The organism is Chitinophaga sp., from assembly GCF_039596135.1.
In the GTDB taxonomy this organism is placed as follows: Bacteria; Bacteroidota; Bacteroidia; order Chitinophagales; family Chitinophagaceae; genus Chitinophaga.
The window spans coordinates 16,505-43,462 of record NZ_JBCNKH010000029.1 but is presented as its reverse complement, the minus strand read 5'-3'; the positions used below and the strand labels follow the sequence as shown (position 1 = coordinate 43,462).

23 protein-coding genes are annotated in these 26,958 nt (G+C 43.6%); 19 read left to right on the top strand and 4 right to left on the bottom strand.

Going from position 1 to position 26,958, the window contains the following annotated elements:
- Positions 1–2 precede the first annotated feature (2 nt).
- The 13 genes from ABDW16_RS17515 to ABDW16_RS17455 all read left to right on the top strand — a co-directional run bounded on the left by ABDW16_RS17515 (position 3) and on the right by ABDW16_RS17455 (position 17,344).
- Positions 3–2,000, top strand: coding sequence for a DUF4132 domain-containing protein (locus ABDW16_RS17515; RefSeq protein ID WP_343671501.1), 1,998 nt, complete (start codon positions 3–5; stop codon positions 1,998–2,000).
- A gap of 2 nt (positions 2,001–2,002) precedes the next feature.
- On the top strand, positions 2,003–2,335 hold the full coding sequence (locus tag ABDW16_RS17510) for a nucleotidyltransferase domain-containing protein (RefSeq protein ID WP_343671500.1): 333 nt from the start codon (positions 2,003–2,005) through the stop codon (positions 2,333–2,335).
- Between the two features lie 328 nt (positions 2,336–2,663).
- Positions 2,664–2,840 (top strand): hypothetical protein, encoded by a 177-nt coding sequence (locus ABDW16_RS17505; protein ID WP_343671499.1) that lies wholly within the window; start codon positions 2,664–2,666, stop codon positions 2,838–2,840.
- 24 nt (positions 2,841–2,864) lie between these two features.
- On the top strand, positions 2,865–3,971 hold the full coding sequence (locus ABDW16_RS17500; RefSeq protein ID WP_343671498.1) for a DUF692 family multinuclear iron-containing protein: 1,107 nt from the start codon (positions 2,865–2,867) through the stop codon (positions 3,969–3,971).
- Between the two features lie 22 nt (positions 3,972–3,993).
- Positions 3,994–4,542, top strand: a complete 549-nt coding sequence (locus ABDW16_RS17495) for an RNA polymerase sigma-70 factor (RefSeq protein WP_343671497.1) — start codon at positions 3,994–3,996, stop codon at positions 4,540–4,542.
- Between the two features lie 79 nt (positions 4,543–4,621).
- On the top strand, positions 4,622–5,668 hold the full coding sequence (locus tag ABDW16_RS17490) for a FecR domain-containing protein (protein ID WP_343671496.1): 1,047 nt from the start codon (positions 4,622–4,624) through the stop codon (positions 5,666–5,668).
- 87 nt (positions 5,669–5,755) lie between these two features.
- A complete protein-coding gene (locus ABDW16_RS17485; RefSeq protein ID WP_343671495.1) occupies positions 5,756–8,935 on the top strand; it encodes a SusC/RagA family TonB-linked outer membrane protein in 3,180 nt (1,059 codons plus the stop codon).
- A gap of 19 nt (positions 8,936–8,954) precedes the next feature.
- On the top strand, positions 8,955–10,844 hold the full coding sequence (locus tag ABDW16_RS17480) for a RagB/SusD family nutrient uptake outer membrane protein (protein ID WP_343671494.1): 1,890 nt from the start codon (positions 8,955–8,957) through the stop codon (positions 10,842–10,844).
- A gap of 63 nt (positions 10,845–10,907) precedes the next feature.
- Positions 10,908–12,392 (top strand): family 43 glycosylhydrolase, encoded by a 1,485-nt coding sequence (locus ABDW16_RS17475; RefSeq protein WP_343671493.1) that lies wholly within the window; start codon positions 10,908–10,910, stop codon positions 12,390–12,392.
- A gap of 75 nt (positions 12,393–12,467) precedes the next feature.
- Positions 12,468–13,544 carry a sensor histidine kinase gene (locus ABDW16_RS17470; protein ID WP_343671492.1) on the top strand — a complete coding sequence of 359 codons (1,077 nt, stop codon included), beginning with the start codon at positions 12,468–12,470 and terminating at the stop codon, positions 13,542–13,544.
- Positions 13,541–14,224 (top strand): LytTR family DNA-binding domain-containing protein, encoded by a 684-nt coding sequence (locus tag ABDW16_RS17465; protein ID WP_343671490.1) that lies wholly within the window; start codon positions 13,541–13,543, stop codon positions 14,222–14,224. Before ABDW16_RS17470 ends, ABDW16_RS17465 begins: the two co-directional genes overlap by 4 nt.
- 101 nt (positions 14,225–14,325) lie before the next feature.
- Entirely contained in the window at positions 14,326–16,545 is a 2,220-nt protein-coding gene (locus tag ABDW16_RS17460; protein ID WP_343671489.1) for a TonB-dependent receptor, read from the top strand.
- 4 nt (positions 16,546–16,549) lie between these two features.
- The gene (locus tag ABDW16_RS17455) at positions 16,550–17,344 is read left to right on the top strand and encodes a DUF4249 family protein (protein ID WP_343671488.1); all 795 of its coding nucleotides are present in this window, start codon (positions 16,550–16,552) and stop codon (positions 17,342–17,344) included.
- Positions 17,345–17,405: 61 nt separating this feature from the next.
- Here ABDW16_RS17455 and ABDW16_RS17450 read toward each other — a convergent pair whose 3' ends face one another.
- Complete coding sequence (locus tag ABDW16_RS17450; protein WP_343671486.1) at positions 17,406–17,900, bottom strand: YcxB family protein; 495 nt, start codon at positions 17,898–17,900, stop codon at positions 17,406–17,408.
- Between the two features lie 182 nt (positions 17,901–18,082).
- On the opposite strand from ABDW16_RS17450, the gene ABDW16_RS17445 reads away from it, so the two are divergent.
- Positions 18,083–18,496, top strand: a complete 414-nt coding sequence (locus ABDW16_RS17445; RefSeq protein WP_343671484.1) for a hypothetical protein — start codon at positions 18,083–18,085, stop codon at positions 18,494–18,496.
- Positions 18,497–18,551: 55 nt separating this feature from the next.
- On the opposite strand, the gene ABDW16_RS17440 is transcribed toward ABDW16_RS17445, so the two are convergent.
- Both ABDW16_RS17440 and ABDW16_RS17435 read right to left on the bottom strand, forming a co-directional pair.
- The gene (locus ABDW16_RS17440) at positions 18,552–19,433 is read right to left on the bottom strand and encodes a phosphate ABC transporter substrate-binding protein (protein ID WP_343671482.1); all 882 of its coding nucleotides are present in this window, start codon (positions 19,431–19,433) and stop codon (positions 18,552–18,554) included.
- A 133-nt stretch (positions 19,434–19,566) separates the two neighbouring features.
- Positions 19,567–20,292 carry a hypothetical protein gene (locus ABDW16_RS17435; protein WP_343671480.1) on the bottom strand — a complete coding sequence of 242 codons (726 nt, stop codon included), beginning with the start codon at positions 20,290–20,292 and terminating at the stop codon, positions 19,567–19,569.
- A 156-nt stretch (positions 20,293–20,448) separates the two neighbouring features.
- Between ABDW16_RS17435 and ABDW16_RS17430 the strand changes: the two genes are divergently transcribed.
- The 4 genes from ABDW16_RS17430 (at position 20,449) to ABDW16_RS17415 (ending at position 24,133) form a co-directional block, all read left to right on the top strand.
- Positions 20,449–21,612 carry an acyltransferase family protein gene (locus ABDW16_RS17430; protein WP_343671478.1) on the top strand — a complete coding sequence of 388 codons (1,164 nt, stop codon included), beginning with the start codon at positions 20,449–20,451 and terminating at the stop codon, positions 21,610–21,612.
- Between the two features lie 23 nt (positions 21,613–21,635).
- On the top strand, positions 21,636–22,652 hold the full coding sequence (gene rluF / locus ABDW16_RS17425; protein ID WP_343671476.1) for a 23S rRNA pseudouridine(2604) synthase RluF: 1,017 nt from the start codon (positions 21,636–21,638) through the stop codon (positions 22,650–22,652).
- Between the two features lie 10 nt (positions 22,653–22,662).
- The gene (locus tag ABDW16_RS17420) at positions 22,663–23,856 is read left to right on the top strand and encodes a crosslink repair DNA glycosylase YcaQ family protein (protein WP_343671474.1); all 1,194 of its coding nucleotides are present in this window, start codon (positions 22,663–22,665) and stop codon (positions 23,854–23,856) included.
- Between the two features lie 67 nt (positions 23,857–23,923).
- Entirely contained in the window at positions 23,924–24,133 is a 210-nt protein-coding gene (locus tag ABDW16_RS17415; protein ID WP_343671472.1) for a hypothetical protein, read from the top strand.
- Between the two features lie 120 nt (positions 24,134–24,253).
- On the opposite strand, the gene ABDW16_RS17410 is transcribed toward ABDW16_RS17415, so the two are convergent.
- Positions 24,254–25,750 carry an MFS transporter gene (locus ABDW16_RS17410; RefSeq protein ID WP_343671470.1) on the bottom strand — a complete coding sequence of 499 codons (1,497 nt, stop codon included), beginning with the start codon at positions 25,748–25,750 and terminating at the stop codon, positions 24,254–24,256.
- A gap of 154 nt (positions 25,751–25,904) precedes the next feature.
- On the opposite strand from ABDW16_RS17410, the gene ABDW16_RS17405 reads away from it, so the two are divergent.
- Complete coding sequence (locus ABDW16_RS17405) at positions 25,905–26,951, top strand: hypothetical protein (RefSeq protein ID WP_343671468.1); 1,047 nt, start codon at positions 25,905–25,907, stop codon at positions 26,949–26,951.
- Positions 26,952–26,958 lie beyond the last annotated feature (7 nt).

Here is a 26,958-nt window from a genome sequence, read left to right as displayed (position 1 = left end):
CTATGAGATCATTAAAAGGGTTGACGGTGCCGCCTGGCACTGATTGGGAAGAGCTGTTTACGCTTTACCTGTCTTTGGATAATCATAAAGTTATGCCGGGTAGAGAATGGTATAATGGGGTGAATGAGAAAATTACCGCCATCGGCAAAGAGGCATTTTTTGATCATGTAATGGGGTGGCTGAAAGAGAGAATGTACGATAGTTACCGGGAATACAGGGACAGGGTAGAGGAATATTGGAACAGGCACTTTGGTAAAACATTGGGATTTTACAATGTTGGAGAAAGGTTGGAAAATGGGCTGCAAAAATCGGCAGAGAACCCCGCCTGGGTCGAAAATGTGTTGGGTGTCAATTACATGTATGACCCCAATGAAAATCCCTTATATACGCATACCGGCTACTATTTTTATTATACCCTGGGAGGGCGGCTGGTGCGTGGTTTGCTGCATACAGCCACGCTTTTTCCTGATTCGGAGTTAATGGTGATGGTAGATGCTTTTGCCATTCATCAGCATGAAGAGTGTAGCGATGTATTGCATATATATAAGAAACTCCCCAATGAGCAGGCACTGGCCCGCATCTTAAGATTGCAGCGGACGGTGAAAACAAAATCTGTTCTTAAAAAGATCGATGCTGCCATTGAGGAGCTGGCCAAACGTATGAAAACAACCAGCGATCAGCTGAAGGAAACAGTCATACCCGATTTTGAACTGGACAAGGAGCACCGGAGAGTAGCGCAAACGGGTAATTATACTGTAGGTATAGACCTGCTGCAGCATAAACCTACAGAGATTGTATGGTGGCAAAATGGCCAGGAAGTGGCCAAGGTACCTGCCAGTGCAAAGAGTGAGGCCGATGTGCTCATCAAAAATCTGAAGGCAGAAGCGAAGAAACTGGGCGAACAGGTGAATATTCACCGAAGCAGGATTGAAGGATTCTACCGGAAGATAATTAGTTGGTCGTTTACAGCATGGCAACCACATTACATTGAACATCCTTTGGTAGGGGCGCTTGGAAAGCGTTTGATCTGGCAGTTTACAAAAGGAGATCAGCAACGCGTTGCTATCTGGACGGTGGCTGGTTTTCGTACCGTTTCCGGTGAGATCCTGAACTGGCTGGATGAGCAGACGACAGTAGAATTATGGCATCCTGTCTTTGCCGATGTTGCACATGTATTGCAATGGCGTACTTACCTGACCAGCCAGGAAATACAGCAACCATTTAAACAGGCATTCCGGGAAGTATACCTGCTCACTGATGCTGAAAAAACAACTGCAACTTATTCCAATCGTTTTGCCAGTCATATTCTGGCCAAAGATCAGTGTGCTGCGCTGATAAAGGTAAAGGGATGGACGGTTGGTGATTTAGCCGAAAAAGGACCTAATATTAAATTGCCGGCGTATGACCTGCAGGTTGCTTTTGCTACGCAGGATATTTTTACGGGTGAGAGAAGCAAAATGCATGGTTCGGCACATATCACAACAGGGGCGGTAAAGTTCCTGAGGAATAAAATAGCCGTGCCAGTGGAAGAGGTGCCTGCGATCATATTTTCTGAACTGATGCGGGATATAGACATGTTTGTAGGGGTGACCAGTATGGGCAATGATCCTACCTGGTTTGATAAGGAAGGGGAAGCCGGCAGACTATGGCGGAACCATGCTTTGGGCGATTTGCAGGGAGCTGCAAAGGTGCGTGAAGATGTATTGAAAACTTTAATACCCAGGTTGGAGATTGCAGATAAGTGCCGGTTTGAGGGCAGGTTTTTGATTGTAACAGGTACTTTCAGGACGTATAAAATACATATGGGGAGCGGGAATATATTGATGGAGCCGAATGACCAGTATTTATGTATCGTACAGGCAGGGGCAGGGTTGAAGAACAAGCTTTTTCTACCGTTTGAAGGAGACACGATGTTGTCCATCGTGATCAGTAAGGCGCTGTTACTGGCGAACGATCAAAAGATAAAAGATGAGACAATTCTCAGGCAGATAAATAAATAAGGATGGATAGGTATCTTACAGACAGGCTGCCGGCTATACGGGAGGCCTGTCTGTTGCACAAAGTGAAGGTATTGTATGTGTTTGGATCGGTGGTGGATGGGCGGTTCCGACCGGGGGAGAGTGATGTGGATATGTGGGTGGAGTTGAAGCGGATGGAAAAGAGGAAGCAGGCGGGGAGTTTGTTGCAATTGTGGTTGAAGCTGCAGGAGATCCTGGATTGCGAGGTGGACCTGTTGCCCAAAAATGCGATCAGGGGTGAAGTATTTAAGAAGTACCTGGACATGTACCAGGTGAAGGTGTTTGATGCAAATGAAAAATCAGGGATACGGCAGTAACTTATCAAATATTATTTTAACCTGCCTGGGATGATATTTCTGACCAGCCTCCAAGGGACGCCCTATATCCTCTACATTGGATTGCAGCCAGCTAATTAATGAAGGTAGCGGCCAGTCCAGTATTTTCGACAATTCTTTAATACTGTAAGCTCTTACTGGAGCTGGATATCTTGGGTTATACATTAATTATAAAATTTAAGGCAAAGATATACTGAAACTTAAATAGAATCATGTGTAACTTTTTTGAGTAGATCCCCGTTTAACAGTCGACATACTCTGACCTGTAGCCGTAGCCGGGACAATCATTATCTCTTAAAATTCCAATGGAATGAAACTATCTAAATCGCTTCTCAGCGCCATCATGATCGGCATCGCCGTTCAAACAACCGTCGTTTCCTGTGGAAAAGACGAGCAAACTAAACCAAAAAAAGATCAGGCCAACAAACAAAGTGAATCCCAACCAGTCGGGAACCAGGACCCTTGCCCTGCCTGCGGTATGGGTTGATTACTGAACTTTGATATTTAGCCGGTGCCTAAAGTATTATCTGCTGTAGCCTGTAACCTGGATGCAAACATCCTCGCTGCATGTTTGCCCTTGATGGAAGAATCCCGTATTGAAGCCATAGAATGGTCGTTCGATGCCTTATACAAAGTTAAAGAAGTACCTGACTGGTTCAGGGAACTGCTGACAGCCTTTAGCGATGAAAATCGCCTAATCGGTCATGGTGTCTTCTTTTCTCTTTTTTCAGGCAAATGGTTACCCGAACAGGAAGCCTGGCTCTCACATTTAAAGCAGACGGCCACTGACTTTCAGTTTGACCACATCACGGAACACTTTGGTTTCATGACGGGCAAAGATTTCCACCATGGTGCACCGTTAAATATTCCTTATTCTGCTGCCACACTCAACATTGGCAGAGACAGGTTAAAAAGAATCTACAACGCCTGCGGGCGCCCTGTAGGCTTAGAGAACCTCGCTTTTTCGTATTCACTGGACGAAGTAAAACGGCATGGCGCCTTCCTGGACGAACTGCTCGAACCCGTGAACGGTTTTATCATCCTTGATTTGCACAACCTTTATTGCCAGCTTCACAATTTCGATCTGGCCTTCGACGACCTTGTTGCACTGTATCCGTTAAACAAGGTCCGTGAAATCCACATCTCCGGCGGTAGCTGGGACGATGCTGCCAACCGTATCGTAAGAAGAGATACGCATGACGAAGCAGTACCGCCGGAGGTTTTTCAGTTGCTCGAAATGACGATACCTAAATGTCCCCTGCTGAAATATGTGGTATTGGAGCAACTGGGTAATGGACTCGCATCTGAAGCAAGCCGGTTGGGTTTCTACCATGATTTTCTGCAGATGCAGGAAATTGTGCACAGATCCGACCATAAAACTGAGGGCAATCCCTTTCATCCATTGCTTCCCATTATTACAGGCCCAGCCGTAGAAGATTTGCATTTATACCAGCAACAACTGGAACTCTCTACCATCCTGGAAACAGCCGCCTCCTACACAGAAGCCATGCAGTTGCTCTCCCAATCTTCACTGGCCCATTCAGATTGGAGAATTGAACAATGGGAACCCTACATGATCGATACTGCTGTAAAAATTGCCCGGAAGTGGAAGAAATGAAATTTGTTTTTATATTTATGGTATGTCCACGTTAAATACCATCTCTGCATTGAAAGAAGGCGATCCTTCTGTTTTCAGTGACATCTTCCATGAGTATCACCAGAAGGTGTATTTTTACGTGCTCTCCAAAACTCACTCCCCTTACATTGCCGAAGAAACTACCCAGATCACCTTTATTAAGTTATGGAATTACCGAATGCAGCTGGATGAATCCGAAGGGGTAGACAAATTAATCTTCCGCATAGCCAAAGCTACATTCATCGATTTGCTTCGAAAAGAAGCTGTAAAGGAACGCTTCCTGCAGCAGGAATCTCCTGCAAGCGCAGATACCAATACCCTGGATGCCATTGCCTCCAAAGAATTGCAGTCGAGAGTCAAACAGGTCGTGGAGGAGATGCCTCCTATGAGAAGAAAAGTATTTGAATTAAGCAGGTACGAATTTAAAACCTATAAAGAGATTGCTGAACAATTATCTCTGTCTGTAAAAACTGTAGAAAATCATATGTCATTAGCTCTCAATTATTTAAGAGAATTGCTCCTCTTCCTGCTCCTATTTGTTTACCTCACCTGAAAAATATTTTTCAGACCATTAGGGGTATGCTCTTTTTCAAACGATATAATTACAAAGCGCCATTATTTAACTGGAACTGATGCAAAGGGAATTGATCGACAAATATTTCAGAAATGAATGCTCTGAGGAGGAAAGGCGGCAGGTCAAGGAATATTTTTGGAATAATCCCGGGGAATGGAACAAGTATGTAAATGAAGCCGACTGGGACAATTTTATTACAAATGATAAACTGGATCCCGGTTTAACCGATAAGCTGTATGCGAAAGTTAGTGAACATACTTTTAAAAAGCGCAGCCCCCGTAGCATCTACTGGGTGGCGGCGGCAGCGGCAGTCGTAGTACTCATTGCAACAGTATGGAGCTATCTGATGGTAAGCACGCCCGTTATCCCGGGAAATGGGATGGAAGCTATACCTATTGAACAATTGGCCGAAAGGAACAATGTATCAGATACAATGATGCGGCTCTTACTCGACGACGGCTCTGTAGTAGTACTGTCTCCTCATAGTAGCATCCGGTACCAGGCACCATTTGCAACAGGAAAGACCAGGACTGTTTACCTGGAAGGGAAAGCCTTATTTCAGGTAGGTACTGACCATAACCGACCATTCATTGTACATGCAGACAGACTTGTTACTACTGTACTGGGCACGGCTTTTACCATAGAAGCCTTTAATGAAAGCACTGTAGTAAAAGTGAAATTACACAACGGGAAAATACAGGTAGCACCTGTCAATACCGTACATAAAAAATGGAATGAAAAAGAAATATTAAAACCCGGGGATGAACTGACCTATGATAAAGGAACCATGCTGGCGAGTGTGAAACGCTACATGCCGGTAGAAAAACTCGTCAAGGCAGGACCCGCTGGCAGCAAAGATCAGCGTGTACGCAGGCCAGACATATATACATTTGATATCTCACCATTGTCAGATGTATTTGATCAGCTCAGCGTTTATTACCAGGTAGATATCTACTACTATCCTTCCGATATACAGGACAAGTATTTTTCCGGGAAGATGCGTAAATCTGATACGTTAGAAACTATTCTGAATGACATAGGATTATTGAACCACCTTAAGATTGTAAAAGAAGAGCAACACTACATAATTAGTAAGAAAAACTAGCCAAAATATAAATATGAGAACTACAAACACCGTTGATCCTATCAACGACGGGGCTTTATTTGTCTAAATCAATACAGCAGTTACAAAATGAAAAAATTGAATTCCACGTTCGCCGTGCTTTGCATAGCGGCTATCTACAGTTTTGTCCCATTATCACTACAGGCCCGGCAAAACCAGGGACGTTCGGATGTTACCGGCATTGTAAAAAGTGAACAGACAGGAGAGGCGCTTTGGGGAGTAAGCGTAACAGTAAAAAACGCAGCAAACAATTTTACCGCTTCTGTACAAACAGACAGCTCTGGCCTGTTTACCTTCAGCCGGTTGCCGGCAGGCCCGGGTTATACTTTTACTTTTTCATTCATTGGGTACGAACCCCAAACCCTTTCGGGGTATAACCTGAAGGCAAATGCAGACTTCTCTTTAAGAGTAGACATGCATTTTGCAGAACAGAAAATAAATGAAGTGGTGGTAGTCGGATACGGCTCCATGCAGAAAAAAGACCTGACAGGTTCCATCAGCCAACTCAAAACCGCCAGACTGGAAAAAGAAAGCCCCCGCTCCATACAGGACTTACTACGCAGTGGTGTACCGGGACTGATGGTAGGGCAAAGTGCCTCTGCAAAAGGAGGCGGAGACATGATGGTGAGAGGACAGCGTTCCCTGAAAGCCAGTAATGACCCGCTTATTGTATTAGACGGGGTCATCTTCTTCGGCGAGCTCTCTGAAATCAATCCACAGGATGTGGAACACTTCGATGTATTGAAAGATGCTTCTGCGGCGGCCATTTATGGCGCTAAATCTGCGAATGGGGTCATTATCATCACCACTAAAAAAGGCGCCTCAGATAAGCCTATCATTCGCTTTGACGCCAATACAGGTGTGGCCACCCTGGGTAAATCCCGCAAGGTGTACGATGCCGACGGCTATCTGCAATATCGTTCCGATCTGCTTAACAGTACTTCCAGGTGGGCAAACCCTGCTAAGTATGTAAACCCTACCCAGGCTAACCTCGACAAATATGGCATTACCCTGGATGACTGGCGGGCGTATGATGCGATTTCTGGTACAAATGAAGAAATCTGGTTGCTTCGCCTGGGACTATTTGATAAAGAACGTGCCAATTATGCCAAAGGGCGTACCTACGACTGGTTCAGGGGATCTTTCCAGCATGGTTTACAACAGAATTATAATGTTAGTTTTTCTGGCAGAAACAAAGATGTAATTAACTATTACTTCTCCTTAGGATATCTGAATAATGAAGGTATTGTGGTAGGTGATAAATACCGTGCTTACCGCTCTAATATCAAATTAGACGGCAAGGTGAATAAATGGATGCATACTGGCGTAAACATCAATTTCCAGGATCGTAGCGATGGCAATCTTGCTGTTGACTGGGAAGGGCAGATCATCAACAACTCCCCGTTTTCAAATCCTTATGATTCTACCGGCGCGCTCGATGGCCAGCCTATGGGTGCCAGCGTAAACCAGGGTACGAATACGCTGTATAGTAACCAATACAAAGAACTGGAAAAGGGATATACCGTTTTGAATACGACGCTTTATCAGACAATTAAGCTGCCTTTCAATATCACCTATCAGTTGAACTTCTCTCCCAGAATGCAGTGGTTCTACAACAGATATCATGAATCATCAGAGAATCCTTTATGGTCTGATAATGGAAAAGTGGTGAGAGAGAATACGAAAAACTTTGACTGGCAGATAGACAATATTATTACCTGGGATTACACGTTTGCACATAAGCATAGTGTAAAGGTGACCTTATTACAGAATGCAGAAGAACATCGCTCATGGAATGAAATCATTACTGCTACGGACTTTACGCCTACCGATGCATTGGGATTCCATAACCTGGGTGCAGCGAATCCGTTGAAAACCACGATCAGTAGCAATGATACACACAGTACCGGCGATGCATTGATGGCCCGGTTATTTTATTCATATGATAGCCGCTATATGCTCACTGCTTCTGTACGCAGAGATGGTTATTCTGCATTTGGTGCTTCTAATCCAAGAGCGACTTTCCCTTCGCTGGCTTTTGCATGGAGCTTTGCGAATGAAAGCTTCTTCCACTGGACGCCGATGAGCATTGGTAAACTGCGCTTGTCATGGGGCATGAATGGGAACCGTTCTATTGGTATCTACCAGGCATTGTCCAACCTCACTACCGGTGCGGGCAGGTATCCATACGTAACCAGCAATGGTACCGTGTATGAATTGTCTCAGCTCTATGTAGATCGCATGGCTAACTATAACCTGAAATGGGAAGCTACTTCATCCTGGAATGTGGGATTGGATTTTGGTTTCTTTGATAATAAGCTGACCGGTAATATTGAAGCTTATTATATGCCGACCACCGATCTGCTGATGGACCAGTCATTACCCGACTTTACAGGTTTCAGTACGGTGACCACCAATCTTGGCGAAGTGGTGAACAAAGGTTTTGAACTGGGGCTGACTGCACAAACTATGCGCCGCAAAAACTTTGAATGGAATACCACTTTGGGTTTCTTCCTGAACAGGAATAAAGTAAGACACCTCTACTATACTTACGAAGACGTACTGGATGGAAACGGCAATATTACAGGGTCTAAAGAAATCGATGATATCAGTAACGGATGGTTCATCGGCCATGATATTGCCTCCATCTGGACGTACAAGGTACTGGGCATCTGGCAGGAAAAAGACAGGGATGAAGCCGCCAAATACGGAGAAATACCTGGTGATGTGAAAGTAGAAGATGTAAACCATGATGGTAAATATACCAATGAGGATAAACAGTTTCTTGGTATGACTACGCCTCGTTTCCGCTTTACCCTGCGGAATGATTTTACGTTGTTTAAGAACATTGATTTCTCTTTCAATATCTATTCAAACTGGGGGCATAAAGCCACTTCCACAGACTATATGAATAACTTTGGGGCGCAGACAGACAGGGAAAATTCCTACGTGAGAAAATACTGGACACCAGAACATCCTTCAGCTACTTACGCAAGACTGAATTCCACAAATGTGCAGAACATTTCACCTGCGCGCGTAATCGATAAGTCTTATATCCGTCTGGACAACGTATCCATATCTTATACGCTCCCTGCCCGCATGATCAGGCGAATAGATATGGCACAGCTGAAAGTATACGCAGCTGTTCGTAACGTGGCGGTGTGGGCAAAGAACTGGGAATACTGGGACCCTGAAACCACATCGCTGATGCCAAGGTATTATACGTTTGGATTGACTGCCTCATTTTAATGTTTCAAACTGAACTGATATGAAGAACTATTTAATAGCCACCCTGCTTGGATTATTGATATTGGTGCCTACCAGCTGTAAAAAAGAATTTCTGAACCCGGATCCGCTTTCGTTCTATGAACCGAGTATTACTTTCACTACCAAAGAAGGACTGGAAGCAGCGATTACCAGTTGTAACAGGAACCTGACTTATGTATGGACAGGAGAGGGATGTCCCTTACTGACAGATTTACTTTTCTCAGATGTCGCAATCGATGGCACAACTGACAAGTCAGGCCCCGCGCAGGATCTGAATGCTATGATTACGCCTACGTCTAACAACAATGATATCAATACCAACAAGATTAACTGGTTTTGGTATGAGGGGTATAAGGGAATAAAGTATGCGAATACGATTATTTCCAACCTGCCCCGTGTGAAGGGTTTAGACACCACGCTGCGTGACCAGATGATGGGGATGGCGTATTTTCATCGCACCTTCCGATATATGTGGCTGATATTTGATTTTGGTGATATACCATTTTTGACAAAGGAGATTACTGCACCTAAATTTAATTTCCGTTCTACAAAGAGAGGGGTGATCCTGCAACAGTTGATGTCGGATATGGAGTTTGCCGTACAGCATGTACCTGCTACAGGAGATTATGGGATGGTGACGAAAGGTGCCTGCCAGCAGTTATTGATCAAGGTGTACCTGGCTTCCAACGAGTTTGATAAGGCCATCAATGTGGCCAATGACCTGATTAATACAGAGGGGTATTCACTGATGACGCAGCCCTTTGGTACCTTCGTTAATCCCATGCCTGCTGTACACAACATCACCCGCAATGTGATATGGGACCTGCATCGTGCACCCAATAAATCCATCGCTACGAACAAGGAGACCATCTTCAATATCATCAGCAGGGAAGACCTGATCAACAGCCGGCAGGATATGTATACAATGAGAAATGCATTGCCTTTTTATGGCAGTTCAGGCAATCAGCTGATCAGCACACCTTCAGGTAAACCGGGACTGAGCACCAGTTATACTGCAACACACGATAAAATAGATCTTCGCAAAACATACGGCCGTGGTATTGCTAAAACAAGACCTACCTGGTACAGCCGTTTTACGATCTGGACAGATACGAGCGATCTGCGTCATAGCAGAAGTACCGGCAACTGGATGAATATGGAAGATATGGTCTATAACAATCCAAATTTGCTAAGTAGTGGAGATAGTTATTATGGTAAGCATGTGCAGTTGTACAATGATGCTGGTAAGTTGCTCGTGATCGATACCATAAGAACCTATTTTGACTGGCCACACTATAAGCTCTGGATAGAAAGCCCAAGAAGTGAAACGGTGGATAACTATAATGGTGGCGCTGGTGACTGGTACATTTATCGCCTGGCAGAAACCTATTTATTACGTGCAGAGGCTTATTTCTGGAAAGGTAACCTGGCAGCTGCCGCAGAAGATGTGAATACGATACGTCGTCGTGCGCACTGTACACTCATGTTTAGTGCCGGAGATATGAACATGGGTGTGATCCTGGATGAAAGAGCCCGCGAGCTCTATTACGAAGAGATGCGGCATGTGGAGTTAAGCCGCATCTCTTACATCTTTGCCCGTACCCATATGTCCGATGAATTTGGTAAAACCTATGATGAAAATAACCTTTCTATCAGTAGCTATTGGTTCGAAAGATTAACGAAGTACAATAACTTTTATAACAAAGGTGTGAAAACGGTGTATGGTACAACGTTTACAGCCAGCCCTTACCATATTTTATGGCCGGTACCCCAGTCTGACATTGATGCAAACAGGGAAGGCCGTTTAAATCAGAATTATGGCTATTCAGGTTATGAAGCAAATGAGCCGCCGATAGATAACCTGGAAGATGCGATCAAAGCACAGGAGTAGCAATTCCCCTCATAGCGCCTTCAGTATGCTGAAGGCGCTTTTATTAACCATATAAATTTCCACATGAAAACAAATGTTGTTTACTTACTAGGTTGTTTATGCCTGGCACTGTTTGCCGGCTGTACTAAAGATCCACAACCAGGTACGCAGGCAGATGATTTTATCCTTGAGACCACTTTTACGAACCCCATTGTGTCATTTGGTGCAGACCCCTGGGTAGCACAAAAGAATGGCAGGTATTATTTCACGTATACACAGGGGGGTAAACTGGTACTGTACGCTACCACAGCCATGTCAGAGCTGGCATTGGCACCCCAATACACTGCATGGACACCCGATCCAGAAGGCGTGATGTATTCAAAAAATATCTGGGCGCCGGAGTTGCACGAGATTGATAATAAGTGGTACATCTATTTTGCTGCCGACAATGGCTCTAATGCCAATCACCGCATGTATGTGGTAGAGAATACAAATGCAGATCCTATGCAGGGAACCTGGGTGTTCAAAGGAAAGGTGAGCGACTCTACAGATCTGTGGGCGATAGACGGAAATGTGTTCAAGTATAATAATCAATTGTACATGGTATGGTCGGGGAGTAATGCCGGTGCCGCACCACAACAATTGTTTATTGCCAAAATGAGCAACCCATGGACGATTGCAGGACCCAGGGTGATGATCTCCACACCAACGTACGACTGGGAAAAGAATGGAAATGCCATCAACGAAGGGCCAGAGGCGCTGATTAATCCAAACGGCCAATTGTTTTTGACATTTTCAGCAAGTGGATATTGGGTAGATACCTATTGCCTGGGATTGTTATCCTTGAAGGCAAACGGAGATCCTTTGAATCCTGCTGACTGGACAAAAGCAGATCATCCTGTATTTTCTATGCTGGCAGAGAGTGGCGCATATGGTACCGGGCATAATGGGTTCTTTAAATCACCCGATGGCACGGAAGACTGGTTGATCTATCATGCGCGTAATGCACCGGGCGGTGGGGCGCGTAATGCACGTATACAGAAGTTTACATGGAATACAGATGGTACACCCAATTTTGGCGTGCCGGCTAAGATTGGTTACCCGGTGATAAAGCCTGCCGGTGAGCCTGTCAGAAGAATTTACAGGAAAGATAACTGGACGATTGCAGGATATAGTTCTGAAGAACTGGTGAATGACAGACTGGCAATACGGTTGATAGATAATAATGAATCTACGGTTTGGATCACGCGGTATTCCACTTCTCCCACCAATTATCCTGATCACTGGATTACGGTGGACATGGGCCGAAGTGTGCCGGTGGATGGATTTATCTTTGTGCAGAAGAGTGGAGACAGGAAGATAAAAGAATTGCAGGTATTGGTAGGAAATGATAACCAGAACTGGGAGAGCCTGGGTGTGGATACGCTGATTGATCTGAGCCCGAATAAGCAGTATTTTAATTTGCAGGCACGAAAGAAGTTTAGGTTTTTTAAGTTAATACCGGTGTCAGGGTTAGATGCGCAGCCGCAACCGGGATTAGCGGAGGTCAGTGCTTTTATTTTACATTGAGTGAAGCCGGGGGATTTTCCTCCGGCTTTTTTGCCCCCCTACTTCTACAAATCCCCTTCCTTCATCTCAATTTTTTTGAGAAGAAAGAAACATATCTTTGGTTTGGGTATTATTTTCAAACCAATTATGAAAGTCAATCGCTTTATTATTTCCACACATGCCCTGGTCTGGATATTACTGTTAGTCATTCCTTATGTATCCACGGATCAGGTCTTCAATGCATTGGACCCTACGTCTGATAGTAAGTACCTTTTACTGTGCCTGGTATTAAGTGCTGTATTGCTCACCATTTTTTATTTCAACTATCTTTTTCTCATTCCTAAGTACCTGCTCAACAGGAAGTACTGGTTGTATTTTTCATTTCTATTGCTGGCAATCGTCACAGTTGTTTTGCTATCAGGTACCATCTTTTATTTTTCAGATTTCAACCCTGCTACCTTCCCGACAACGAATCCCATCATTGAGAAAATCATCCCTGTTATCATCGTCAACGCGCTTTTATTGTGGCTGCTATCTATCATATCCTCCATATTATGGACGATTTATAACCGGTTAAAACAAAGTGAAAGCGAAAAACTTTCTGCACAGATTGCTTCTCTCAAATCGCAGATCAATCCTCACTTCCTGTTCAATACCCTCAATAATATTTACGCTATCGCTATCGATACCTCACCCAGGGCAGCAGATATGGTAGACAAACTTTCGGAGATGATGCGCTACACCATGAGAGATACCCAGCAGGATTTTGTACTGCTGGAAGATGAAATAAACTACATCAGCAATTATATCGAGCTACAGAAATTACGATTGGATAGAAGTGTGAAACTGGAATACATTTGCCAGGATGATATTCCTGCCATGCGTATTGCGCCTATGTTGCTGGTGCCCTTTGTGGAAAATGCCTTTAAGCACGGTGTGAATTCAGAACAGAAAAGCCATATCAGGATCGGGATCTCTATGAATAAAGGTGAATTCCAGTTGAGCGTAGTCAATAATAAAGTGAATATACAGCGGGAAATTGCAGAAAGTAGTGGATTAGGAATTGAAAATACCAAACATCGCCTGAACCTGATTTACCCGGCCAAACATTTGCTGGTGATAAATGATACCGAAAAAGAATTTTTCGTTTCTTTACATATCAACTTACAATGATCAATGCAATTGCCATAGACGACGAACCGCTTGCACTCACAGTGATTGAATCCCTGTGCGCTAAAAGCAATGTAATTCAATTGCAGAAAACTTTTACCCAACCCAGCGAAGCGCTCAGGCATTTGCGAAAATTTCCCGCTGACCTTATATTTTGTGATATCCAAATGCCTGCTATGACCGGTATTAACTTAGTCAGGTCCCTGCAGCAGAATACCATGGTGATATTCACGACTGCATTCAGCGAATATGCAGTGGTGAGTTATGAATTAAATGCCATTGACTATTTACTAAAACCTATCAACCAAAAGCGTTTTACACAGGCTATCAACAAAGCACAGGAGTATTTTGAATACCTCAATAAGAAAGACCAGAGTAGCATTTTTGTGCGTGCTGATTTCAGCCTGATAAAAATCCCCCTGGCCGATATCCTCTATATCGAAGGATTGGCCGACTATCTCAAAATCCATATCAAAGACCGCAAACCGATAGTAGCCAGAATGCCTATGAAAGACATGATGGAGAAACTACATGCCGGTGACTTCATCCGCGTACATCGCAGTTTTATATTACCCTTCAGTAAGATAGAAGCGGTGCGGGGAACCACTATTTACATTGGCGACAAGGAATTCCCTATTGGCAGAACGTATGCCGATGAGTTTTTTAACCGGTATTCACATTAAGCAGTTACATTCTTCGCATATTCCCTTCCCTTCTTCTCAGAAATTTTTACAGGCTCATTTTTGATTCCACATTTGTACGGTAATTATCCTAATCCATAACTATGCACAAAAGAACCGTTGCAATAAGCCTGCTTTTTCTATTCAGCACAACATTATTGCTGGCACAGTCAAAATTTACCGTAAGCGGAACGGTAAAGCAAAAATCTTCCGGTGAAACACTCATCGGGGTGAATGTCGTAATAGCAGAAAAACCCAGTGTAGGTGTAACGACCAATGAGTACGGGTTTTATTCCATCTCACTGCCCAAAGGGCATTATACCTTTCGCTTTTCTTATGTAGGGTACAAACAGGAATTGGTGCCGGTAGACCTGGTTGCCGATGTAAAGGTAAACATCAATATGGCGGACGAGAGCAAATTGCAGGAAATAGTCGTAAAGGCCCGGAAAGAGAACGATAACCTGACCAGTGCTACAATGGGTACAGAAGTATTGAATATGAAAGATGCGGCAAAACTCCCCGTCGTATTTGGCGAAAAAGACCTGGTCAAAACAATTCAGCTGCTGCCTGGTGTAAAATCTAATGGAGAAGGTAGCAATGGTTTTTCTGTAAGAGGAGGTGCCACCGATCAGAACCTGATATTGCTGGACGAAGCACCGGTATACAATGCATCTCACCTGTTAGGCATTTTCAGCACATTCAATAGCGATGCAATCAAAGATGCAACCATCATCAAAGGAAACAGCCCTGCACAGTTTGGGGGGCGACTGTCATCTGTATTGGATGTGAAGATGAAAGAAGGTAATAATAAAGAATACCACATGAGTGGTGGAATAGGGTTAATCAGTAGCAGGCTAACGGTAGAAGGGCCTATTCAAAAAGACAAATCATCTTTCATCATTTCAGGCCGGCGTACCTACGCTGATCTGTTTGCAAAGATATCTCCCGATTTCAAAGACATACAGTTGTATTTCTACGATCTGAATGCAAAGGCCAACCTGGCTATCAATGACAAGAATAAACTGTTTTTCTCCGGCTATTTTGGCAAAGATGTATTAGGTGTGTCCAAAACATTTGGTAGTAAATGGGGAAATTCAACCGGTACACTCAGGTGGAACAGTGTATTGAGCGGCAAGCTGTTTTCCAATACCTCTTTCATTTATAGTAACTACGATTTCAATGTCAGCTTCAAGAGCGATAACAGCGAGACAAATTTTAATTCCCATATCAGGGACCTGAACCTAAAGCAGGATTTTACTTTGTATGCAAGTGCAAAAAATACCATACGCTTTGGCTTCAATGTAATACATCATACCATTACACCTACTACTGCAGGCGGAACGAATATAATAAGAACCAGGAGGAGCCAGAAGGGATTGGAGAATGCCCTGTATGTGGGCAATGCATTCAAAGCTTCTGAAAGCATCAATGTGGATTATGGATTACGGTTTTCTTTTTACAATATCCGGGATGGTAAAACTTATGCTAACTGGGAACCCAGATTATCTGTCAATTACCGGGTAAGCAATACAGCTAGCATTAAAATGGGATATGCCCGTAATACGCAAAACCTGCACCTGATGAGCAACTCTACAGGTGGTAGTCCTACCGATCAGTGGATTGGCAACAGTGATACAATACGACCGGAACTGGCAGACCAGGTAAGTCTTGGATTCAGTAAGAACCTGTATAACAACGCATATGAACTGAGTACCGAAGTCTATTATAAAACAATGCAGCACCAGATCGACTATAAAGATGGAGTAGACCTCAACACGGTTACTAACATAGAAAGCGTGCTGCTCTTTGGTAAGGGAAGGGCGTATGGCGTGGAAGTATTATTAAAGAAGAAAAAGGGATTATTGACAGGTTGGATTGGTTACACACTGTCTAAAACAGAAAGGAAAATACAGGGCATCAACAATAATGAATGGTACAATGCAAAGCAGGACCGTACACATGATTTATCAATAGTCGGTATTTATACCCTTTCCCCACGATGGACGCTCTCAGGGGCCTTCATCTATACTACGGGCAACGCGGTAACATTCCCTACCGGGAAATATGTGCTGAACAATATGGTCATCTATCAATATGGTAGCCGTAATGCAGACAGGATGCCTGCCACACACCGGTTAGACCTTAGTTTAACCTACCAGAAACGCAATCACTCATGGAGTTTTGGATTGTACAATGTATATGGCCGTAAGAATCCATACAGCATCACTTTTAAAGAAAATAAAAACAATCCCCAGCAAATAGATGCTGTGCAGACATCACTCTTCCAGTGGATACCCAGTGTAACTTATAACTTCAATTTTTAAGAGAATGAAAAATATAATCAGCGGCATATTAATTACAGTGCTTTTTGCCAGTTGTGAAAAGGTATTGGATTTAAAATACAAGGACAACAAATCCAGCATTGTCATAGAAGGCAATATCACCAATGAAGCAGGACCTTATTTTGTAAAAATCACCCGGTCAGTGAAATTAAAAGAGACGGGGAGTTACCCGACGGTTGACAGTGCAATGGTGATCATCAATGATGATGCAGGAAATATAGATACGCTGGCAATAATGGGAAATGGCCTATACCAGACTAAGAGGATAACCGGTGTGGAAGGAAGATCGTATACACTAACCGTGCAGGCAGATAACGAAGTTTATATTGCGAAGAGCACCATGCCCGCACTAGTTCCATTTGATTCAGTAAAAGTAGAAACGGTTAAGATTGTTGGTGATACAGAATACAATTTAATTCCTGTATATACTGATCCCCTGGTAGCGGGAAATAAGTACCGGTTTATATTAACCGTGAATGATAAGATCATTAACCAGCATTTTGTGCAGGATGATGAAGTGAGGAATGGAGTGGTAAATACCACCCGTTTAGAAGTTAATGACGATGACCTGGAGCTAAAAAAAGGAGATGTGATCAGTATAGAAATGCAATGCGTGGATACTAATGTGGCCTTGTATTATAAAACACTGGCGTTAATAGGAGATAGTGGGCCTGGCGGAGGTACTACTCCAAATAACCCGGTGAATAATATTTCTAATGGAGCATTGGGATTATTTTCGGCACATACAACTGAGCATAAGGGAGTTGTAATTGCTTTATAGTAGTACCAATAGGTATATTGGTTGTAGGTTTAAGTAGCAATGGGTATATTCTTATACCCATTTATTTTTGTTTTGCAGCAGCAATTTTATCCTTAATATAAGTAATCTCATCAGCACCCAGCACATTTTTCTTCACTAAGTAACCTTCGCGTTTAGAAGGCTTTAAGATCAGGAACCCTGCCAGTTCCTTTACTTCCCTGATATGCGACCATGCAAGGTCGCTTTTAAAATCTTCTCCTTGTATGTGCACGCCTTCGTCATCGAACTCATAGCGCATTTCCTGTCTCAGAAACGCATTTCTATTTCGCTGCAATACTGCTATCCCTGTGATAATGAGTGGATAAAACAGCATAGCCAGCGCATAGGGTAGCGACATGAACATACTTTTATTGAAAAATCCTACTATGCCATAGTCTACCAGGACAGGCATGATCAGTGAGTAAAGTCCCAGTACGCTCAGTATGATGACAGTGGGTCTTCGGTACATATATGCGATCAGGTATTGCGCGTATTCAAGTCTGGTGATCTTAAAACTGATGGATAAAAGGCTCTTCATATTCCGAATATACATATTTTAATTTACCCGCTACCTGGCGGGCGGAACGGTAAAATACTCCTGAAAATGTCAAAAATCAGTCGTTTTTATGATTTTCGTCATTGATCATTTTGTCTTTTTTAGCATTTCGTTGTAGCTTTGCGGCCGAATTTTCGAATAATTATCAAAGAATGCAACTGTAAATGAGTGACAGGTTCTACTTTAGAGTCATTGGCCTTTTTATTTTATTGAATGCCACTTTATTATTTGGGAAAGCCTGGTTGTTAGACAATGGAGTTCACCACAATGTGTTACTTTTTGGCAACCTTGCTTTAGCTGCTCTTTCAACATTTACCTACAACATGAGCCGTAAAGGGGTTCAGGCCGAAAGCAACAGCGTATTTATGCTTCGGGTATACGGTGCAATGATCAGCCGTATGATGCTTTGCCTGGCTGGTATAACAATTTATGCCGTAGTCAACAGGGCAAACACCAGCAGAATTACAATTTTTATGCTGATGGGCTTTTATGCAGTTTACGCTATTTGTGAAAACATCAGTTTACAAAAGATTACCAGGCAGAAAAATGAATCGCCTGTGAATCAGGAGGCTTTATAAAAGCATTTGCTATGCACCTGCCCGAAGATTGCTTTGGGCAGGTGATAGCTTAAGGTTATATAATAGGTACGTATCCGGTTTCTTCTACTTCTTTTTGACCCTCTGCAGAAAGCAGGTAATCCACAAAAGTCTTCACCTTAGCGGCACTACTATTCTGATATATAAAAAACAAAGGCCGCGCAAGCGGATAAGTTTTTGATTTCACATGCTTAATATCAGGCGCTACATAGGTTTTACCATCAAAACACACGGGCAATGCCTTTACTTTGTCATCGATAAATGCCAGACCCACGTAACCAATTGCCCCTACCGTATTGCTCACTTTATTGACAACAGTGCCATTGGTATGCTGGAACATGGCTAAGGTGGTGAATTCCTTCGTTTTCATTACAGCTTCTTTAAAGAATTCATACGTACCGGAACTGCTCTCGCGGGAAATAATCATGATCTTAATATCCTTTCCACCCAGTTCTTTCCAGTTAGTCACCTCACCTGAGAAAACTTTTTCCAGTTGCTCCCGGGTGATCTTGTCCACACCGGTACCGGGATGTACTACTACTGCCAGCGCATCGTCCGCAATCTTTACTTCGGTGATGGGGTGATTGGTTTCCTGGAACTTTTTCCGTTCTGCTTCGTTCATGTCGCGGGATGACATGGCGATGTCAGTCGCACCTTTCTCCAGGTCTGCAATACCTACGCTACTACCACCTTCGGTAATTTTGATGTCAAAACTATCGTTCTGCATACGAAAGTATCCGGCTACTTTCTGTGCCAAAGGTGCAATGGTTGTACTGCCGGAAAGAAGGATCATGTTTTCGCTGATGGCAGCAGTTGTTGCTTTGGCACTATCACCAGCGGGTAGGTTTTTACTTTCATGGTTAGAGTTACAGGCGCTCCACAGGGCGACGCTCATCATCAGCAGGGTGATTCTTTTCATCTATTTTCTATATTTCTTTTTCGTTCACTTAGGGGCGCAAGGTAGAGAGGAAAGTTGAGGCGTGAATAAAATATATATGAATAATTTGTTAAGTCTATAAGGGAGGCGCCTGACCGACACCTCCCTTAAAAGATTATAGAAATGCGTGTGTGACGAGATTGATGCAGCTGGAATAATCTGATTGGAAGGGAGAAACCGGGGTGGCGATTGTATTGGGTCCCACACAGATGGTAAAGTGTTCATACAAGAAGATCATGGCAGCAAATCGTATAAACTTATCCCTGTCGTCTGTGGATGTAAACTGTGTTGGGTTTTGCGCCGCCCATTGGGTAATTACATCGGGTTTTTGATAATATGCCAGTGTAGCACCCGGGTTGGCAGCCAGGTAAGCGGAAACTGCCTCGCAGATCATAGTGCTATAGCGTACAAAGAGGTCTTCCGCATCCTGCATTTGTTGCGCTGTATTATTGGCGCTGACGTAAGACAATCCAAAAAAGTCGTCAACTCTTGTGTTATCGCAGCCGGAGTTACTCGGGTTGGAGGTAGGGGTGCCCGGATCAAGAATGATATTGGTGGGCGGTTCCCATTCTTCTACCGGGTGGCTGCCGGGGTTGGTTTGAATCAATGCATCTATACATTGACTCAGTGCAATTTCTGCATCCCCCGGAATATAACCTTCCGGCGGATTATTGATGGTTGCTACGTAGGTAGCATGACAGGCTGCGTAACCGGTCAGGTCAGATGCATCCGCCAATGCAGTGGCGGTTAGTGTTGAATGTTTAACGGTGTTGTCCTTCGAGCAGGCAAGGGTAAGCATGGCTATGATAGCCAGTAGGTACATGGGTTGGGTCATTTTCATTTAAATGGATTATAGTGATGAATAAAGGTTGCGGTATAAGATAATTGTAATGCGGTAGCTTTTTTATTCCTAAATAGCTTTTAAGCAAATTATAAGGTCTGCCAGTGTATATTTAATTCAATTGATGAATCCCATTTAACCGTTAAAAATTCAACTATGCAACCAAAAGAGAGAATCCATTTTTTAGACTGGCTTCGCATATCTGCCTTCGGCTTATTGATCCTCTTTCACTCGTGGCAACCGTTCAACAACTTTCACTGGCTGATAAAAAGCCCTCACAAAACATTGGTGGCTGATGTACTGACTGTCTTTTTTCATACATGGCGATTGTACCTGATCTTCTTTGTATCAGGCGTAGGTACCTTTCTGGCCCTGCAATCAAAGAAAGCGCAATTTTTTATGGATAGGTTTCAAAGGCTGATCATCCCGTTTATATTTGGCTGCATCGTCATTATACCTTGTCAGTATTACTATCAGAAATTACAGCAGGAACCAGGTCTTTTGTTCGGGGACTTCATAGCCCACTATCCTTATTTTATTGCCTCCCGGCACTACGGAATTGACATCTTTCAATGGCTGCTGGAAATAGGTATTCACCTGTGGTATTTACCTTCTTTGTTTATTATGACAGTGTTGTTATACCCATTGTTTAAATGGTTTCCGGATGTTAGCTGGCTAACGCAGCGGCCACGATTGCTATTGCTGTTGGCATTGCCCGTTATGATTACATTCATTTTGCTAAAACCTGTTTTCCCCGAATATACCAGTGTGGCTGATTTTGTCTCTTATGCCATCCTGTTTCTGTATGGATTTGTTTTCATGCAGCAGCGGGTTCAGTTACTGTCTGTACTGCATAGGAACAGTAGTTGGTTGTTGGCAGGGGGCATTGCCAGTGCCTTATTGCTGATAGTTTGCTTAATGGTTCCGGCGTTAAAAAAAGCAGCCTTCCATCCATCTTATTCTTTGAATCATGTGATTGTATCTATCCTCCTTGGATTGTCAGCATTCAGCTGGCCACTGTACTTTGTAAATTTGTTTTCGCGCAGGTTCAATTTTAGCAATCAATTATTGCCAGAACTGAATAGGAGTGTATTGCCTGTTTATATCATTCATCAAACGATTATCGTGGTAGGAGGGTACTATATTATAAAATATGTGGGAAGTGGTGTGTTGCAATTTCTGTTAATTTTATCAGTGACGATATTCGTATCAATGCTTGTTTATTGGCTGATTAAAAGATTCAGGATAACCCGGTTTTTATTTGGGATAAGGAAAATCCCTTCCAATTCCCGACTTTTGCATCCGGAAGGCACTCGCTGACCGGTTTTAAAATTGATACATCATTGGACCAATCAATTAGTTTAAACAAATTTATCAGTGATACAGGGTATTGTTCGCGCCGTGAGGCAGACAAACTCATCACGTCTGGCAGGGTATTATTGAATAATCGCCCGGCTGCTTTGGGGAACCGTTATAAACCAGGGGATACAGTGGAAGTGGATGGTAGCCTGATTACTGCGGCCAAAAAAGATAAATGCGTATACCTGGCGCTCAACAAGCCGCCGGGCATCACGACTACGACTGAATTGCATATCAAGGATAATATTATCAGCTTTGTCAATTATCCCAAGCGGATCTTTCCTATTGGCCGTTTGGACAAAGACTCCGAAGGGCTGATCTTCCTGACCAATGATGGCGATATCATCAATAAGATATTGAGAGCGGCTAATAACCATGAGAAGGAATACATTGTAAAGGTGGATAAGGCCATCGATACGGCGTTTTTAGACCAGATGTCTAAAGGTGTGCCTATCCTGGATACACGTACGTTGCCTTGTAAAGTGCAGATGATGGGACGGCAGACTTTCCGGATTACACTGACGCAGGGATTGAACAGGCAGATCAGAAGAATGTGTGAATACCTGGGTTATGAGGTAGTGGGTTTGCAACGGGTACGTATTATGAATGTGAAGCTGGATAAACTGCCGCTGGGGAAATGGAGACACCTGACGGAAACAGAGCTGGCAAATTTGAAGGAGAGTATAGCTGATTCCAGTAAGGTAAGTAATAAGCCAGCTGGTGGAGAAAGATACGCTGCGCAGAAACCTGCTCAGCCCGGGAAAGGCAAGCCTGCTGGCGAAAGAAAACAACCCGCCAAAGGCAAACCTGCCAGTGAAGGAAAACAGTTCGCCAAAGGCAAACCTGCCAGTGAAGGAAAACAATTCGGGAAAGGCAAACCTGCCAGCGAAAGAAAAGGCAAGCCTACCACCGAAAGAAACCAACCCGCTAAAGGGAAATCCAAACCCGCTACCACCGGCAAAAGACCTGAAAAACAAACCAGCAAAAGGGGCAGACGTTAATCAAAATACCATGGATTCCATTACCCTTACAAAACACCAGGCCCGAAAAATCATCCTCACCGCCGCCGGCCTGGCCCGCAAAGCCCAATTCGGCAAAGGCCCGGAAGCCGTTTTCCAGGTGATCGACCATCTGGGTTTTGTACAACTGGATACTAACTATGTAGTAGAGCGTGCCCATCACCACGTAATGGCCGCCCGCATACCTGACTATCAAACCGAATGGCTGGCTGATCTTTGTGAAGACGGCCGCATTTTCGAATACTTTACCTCTGATGCAGGCTTCCTGCCCATGCACGACTTCCGGTTTTCACTCCCCGTAAAAGCAGCCTTTAAATCACAGGCAAAACCTGCCACCCCCGCAGAAATCCGCCTGATGAAACAGATGCTGGACCAGGTAGAACGGGATGGTGCCGTAATGGTCGGGGATTTTGAAAACGACCGCCAGGAAGCCAGCTCCGGCTGGTGGGATTGGCGACCCGCAAAAGTGGCGCTGGAAAGACTTTATCTCACGGGGGAACTGATGATCAGTCGTACCAGGTCTTTTCACAAGGTCTATGACCTGCCCCTCAACCTCGTACCACAGGAAACAGATAAAACCATGCCCGGGCAAGCCGAATTTGCCCGTTTCGTCATTCGCCGTACCATAGGAGCCCTGGGCATTGCAGCTGTCAAAGAAATGGCCTGGAGAGCCCGTAGAGTGAAAGATAATCTTGTAAAAAAGGAACTGGAAAAGATGGTGCAGGAAGGCGAAATCGTAAAGGTGATGGTCGAAGGACTCAAAGGACCATTCTATATGCTTCCCGGTCAGAAAAAGGATCTTAAAATCTCCAACGACGTTTTTATTCTTTCTCCATTTGATATTCTCAATGTATTCCGTCACCGCCTGAAAGACTTCTTCGATTTTGATTACCAGATTGAATGTTTTGTGCCGGCACCCAAGCGTAAGTATGGATATTTTTCATTGCCTGTACTGGCAGGTGAAACCTTTATTGCAAGAATGGATGCCAAAGCAGACCGTAAGCAAAAAGTTTTGATTGTGCATAATCTGCATTTTGAAGAGGTAGATCTTGATCAGGATATTATAGATAAGTTCATCCAGGCTTTGAAGGCATTTGTTCAATTCAACGGATGCCGGAGTATTGTATTTACGAAGGCTAATAACAAAACTTATCTGAAAGCTATTCGCAGTGGATTAAAAGACTGACTCCCACATAAAATAAGCTGATGTTAATCATACGACGTTTACTGATTTTTATCGGTAAATTCACAGTATGTCAAAGTCAAAAGATGTTATCGTAGCGCTTTCAAAAAAGCACCCACAAACTGGTGAACCCGCTCAGGCCGGTCACACTTTCGTAATTGGCACCTTAGGTACCAAAAAAGGTTTTTATGAAATAGAAACGGAAAAACTGAATAAGCTTAAAGACGCAGATCTTCAGCAGGAACTGTATAAGCTGTTGCACCCGCAGACGCATCATTGATTGATAAAACATCGCTTACGTTACTGATTCCACAATGTGGGTCAAGGATGTTTTGTGTTTAAAAAATAAAAAAAAGCCGGAGCTACCAACCTCCGGCTTTCGCATTTTATAATCACTTACTCAACCCGGTATTTTATCAAACTTATCCGCCAGTTGTGGTACTTCCTTTTTCATCATGGCAGTAATCACCTGGTGCATCCACATCAGGCAACCGCAGGATAACAGGCACACAAACATCCACGAACTTGTCCATAACCCCGTTACATTTAGCAGGTACCCAAACAGAATAGGGCCCACAAAACCACCAAGACCACCCATCATGCCCACCATGCCACCAACAGCCCCGATTTCTTTAGGAAAATACTCCGGTATATGTTTAAATACAGCCGCAGTACCTATACCCCAACATGCACCAATTAAAATAATGATGACCACAAATACCCACATATTAGCTTTGAAAAAAATCATAGTAGTACCCTGTGCCAGCAATTGTTTTTTAGTCACTTTATCTCCCACCTTCACCACCGGCTCCTGCCAGACATCTTTAGCCGGCAGGATCATTGCCTTTCTGTCTACATGATCAAATTTATGACTCTTCTGAGCGATCGGATAAGCTTCCTTGTCCACCAGTATCAGTGAGTCCGAAACCTGGGTAACGGTACCTCCCTGTGCGGCCATAATACCCGTACCGGGAGAATAGATCTGCATCCTGGGAATGATTAATAAAAAGCTTAGCACCACCGAGCTGCACAACACCCAATACATAATGCGGCGTGCACCATATTTATCAGACAGCCATCCACCCACAGCCCTGAAAATACCTACCGGCAAACTAAAGCAGGAGGCCAGGAAACCGGCAGTAATAAGGTTTACGTTATATGCGTTTACAAAATAAGGTAATAGCCACTGCGAGAAAGTAACGAAACAACCAAATACCAGGAAGTAGTATAACCCAAACCGCCATACGCGAACGTTTTTCAAAGGCTGCAATAATTTGAGTAATGTCTTATCCGACGATTCCGGTTTTTTATTAATGGTGAATATAAGAAAGAGAATACCCACAATAGCTAAGACTACTGCATAGATGATAGGCAGTTGCCGCCAGCCTTCAGGATTTGCACCATTGCTGGTTAATCTTTTTAATAACGTAGGTGCAAACAAGGTTGTCACAGCAGATCCTATCGTACCAAATCCAAATAAACCCAATGCCCTGCCCTGCCAGTTTTTAGGATACCATACGGATGTAAACCCAACGCCTATAGAAAAACTGGTTCCCAATAGTCCAAAGAAAAAACTCAGCACCAGGAAAGTACTGTAGCTGTTCGCCTGCGATAAGAGAAACATAGGTATCGAGCAGCCCAACAATAAAATAGTGAACATCCACTTACCGCCAATTACATCCGTAAGCATACCGACCGGTAAGCGTATAAGTGACCCGGTTAATACAGGTATACCCAACAACCATCCAACATCCACAAGGCTCCAGTTAAAAATTCCGTTATCAACCAGGTAGGTAACTAATACCCCATTCAGCATCCAGCCCGCAAAAGAGACAAGGAACCCAAGGGTATTGAAAAATAGCATTCGGTGTGAGGTAGAAAGAGAGGTGCTATTCATACATTAATGATTTTGCTGCAAATAATGATAAATATCAGGGCACACTTTTTATGATGTGGAATACAAAATAATTCATTAATTTACTATAAACTTGATCAAATCATGTGATTTATATCATGTTTTTTGGAAGCCATTTATACACAATCTGGTAATTATGCGATTCCATCTCAACAAAAAAGCATTTCTCGTTGCGTTATGCTGTTGCATTGTCACTGTGTTCTTAGTATTCTATGGTTCACGAAAGCTGCAGAATTTTGATGCTGCTTTGATCGCTTACTTATTCGGTACCCTATTCGCCCTCTTCGGAATCATTTATCGTTATTGCATATGGTTGCAACGACCTCCTACCTGGATGTATTTTAAGCGGGGCTGGCAGCTGTTATTTTCAAAAAGCTTTGTGGGATATGCAGGCTTATCGGTTCAGAAACTGGTACGCAATATTGCCTTTCAGCGGTTCATTTATCCCCGTGGTAAGACCAGGTGGTGGGGCCACTTTTTGCTGGCTACAGGTTGCCTGCTGGCTTTCTCTGTTACTATTCCACTCACCCTTGGCTGGATCCATTTTACCATGAATCCTGCAGATACCAGTCTTTACGAAGCACATCTTTTTGGCTTTAAAGTAATGGAGTTTAAGCTCGGCTCCTGGATGGCGTTCTTTATTTTTCATATCCTCAACTGGTGTTCCTGGCTCGTTATTTTAGGCTGTATATTATTTATGCGCCGCCGGTTAACCCATGCAGGACTGATAGCGACCCAGACCTTTGAGGGCGACTGGTTGCCGTTAGTGCTGCTGATTAGTATTTCGGTGACCGGGCTGGGATTGACTTACGATTATGAGTTTTTGAAAGGGAAGACGTACGAGTTTATGGCAGTCACCCATGCGGTGACAGTTATACTTTTCCTGGTTTGGATACCTTTCGGGAAATTCTTTCATATCATACAGCGACCGGCTCAGATTGGCGCCCATCTATATAAGAAAGAAGGTATGAAAAAAGGAATGGCTATATGCCCGCATACCCATCAACCATTCGCTACCCAGATGCATATAGACGACCTTAAAACAGTCACCAAAGAACTGGGTTTTGATTTTACGCTGGCAGATGGTACTTCACATCTGGACCTGAGTCCTGAAGGAAAAAGGTCTGCCCTTGCAAAGGCACACCTCAAAGCCCGTGAGGAGAGCGGCAAATTCTTTGGTTGAATTGATT

Bases quoted from the DNA above. Each gene is read 5' to 3' on its own strand.
- ABDW16_RS17435 (WP_343671480.1), bottom strand. From the start codon at position 20,292: ATGAAAATGACCCAACCCATGTACCTACTGGCTATCATAGCCATGCTT.
- ABDW16_RS17485 (WP_343671495.1), top strand. From the start codon at position 5,756: ATGAAAAAATTGAATTCCACGTTCGCCGTGCTTTGCATAGCGGCTATC.
- ABDW16_RS17495 (WP_343671497.1), top strand. From the start codon at position 3,994: ATGTCCACGTTAAATACCATCTCTGCATTGAAAGAAGGCGATCCTTCT.
- ABDW16_RS17510 (WP_343671500.1), top strand. From the start codon at position 2,003: ATGGATAGGTATCTTACAGACAGGCTGCCGGCTATACGGGAGGCCTGT.
- ABDW16_RS17465 (WP_343671490.1), top strand. From the start codon at position 13,541: ATGATCAATGCAATTGCCATAGACGACGAACCGCTTGCACTCACAGTG.
- ABDW16_RS17430 (WP_343671478.1), top strand. From the start codon at position 20,449: ATGCAACCAAAAGAGAGAATCCATTTTTTAGACTGGCTTCGCATATCT.
- ABDW16_RS17450 (WP_343671486.1), bottom strand. From the start codon at position 17,900: ATGAAGAGCCTTTTATCCATCAGTTTTAAGATCACCAGACTTGAATAC.
- ABDW16_RS17410 (WP_343671470.1), bottom strand. From the start codon at position 25,750: ATGAATAGCACCTCTCTTTCTACCTCACACCGAATGCTATTTTTCAAT.
- ABDW16_RS17440 (WP_343671482.1), bottom strand. From the start codon at position 19,433: ATGAAAAGAATCACCCTGCTGATGATGAGCGTCGCCCTGTGGAGCGCC.
- ABDW16_RS17490 (WP_343671496.1), top strand. From the start codon at position 4,622: ATGCAAAGGGAATTGATCGACAAATATTTCAGAAATGAATGCTCTGAG.
- ABDW16_RS17460 (WP_343671489.1), top strand. From the start codon at position 14,326: ATGCACAAAAGAACCGTTGCAATAAGCCTGCTTTTTCTATTCAGCACA.
- ABDW16_RS17505 (WP_343671499.1), top strand. From the start codon at position 2,664: ATGAAACTATCTAAATCGCTTCTCAGCGCCATCATGATCGGCATCGCC.
- ABDW16_RS17480 (WP_343671494.1), top strand. From the start codon at position 8,955: ATGAAGAACTATTTAATAGCCACCCTGCTTGGATTATTGATATTGGTG.
- ABDW16_RS17405 (WP_343671468.1), top strand. From the start codon at position 25,905: ATGCGATTCCATCTCAACAAAAAAGCATTTCTCGTTGCGTTATGCTGT.
- ABDW16_RS17445 (WP_343671484.1), top strand. From the start codon at position 18,083: ATGAGTGACAGGTTCTACTTTAGAGTCATTGGCCTTTTTATTTTATTG.
- ABDW16_RS17475 (WP_343671493.1), top strand. From the start codon at position 10,908: ATGAAAACAAATGTTGTTTACTTACTAGGTTGTTTATGCCTGGCACTG.
- ABDW16_RS17415 (WP_343671472.1), top strand. From the start codon at position 23,924: ATGTCAAAGTCAAAAGATGTTATCGTAGCGCTTTCAAAAAAGCACCCA.
- ABDW16_RS17515 (WP_343671501.1), top strand. From the start codon at position 3: ATGAGATCATTAAAAGGGTTGACGGTGCCGCCTGGCACTGATTGGGAA.
- ABDW16_RS17420 (WP_343671474.1), top strand. From the start codon at position 22,663: ATGGATTCCATTACCCTTACAAAACACCAGGCCCGAAAAATCATCCTC.
- ABDW16_RS17455 (WP_343671488.1), top strand. From the start codon at position 16,550: ATGAAAAATATAATCAGCGGCATATTAATTACAGTGCTTTTTGCCAGT.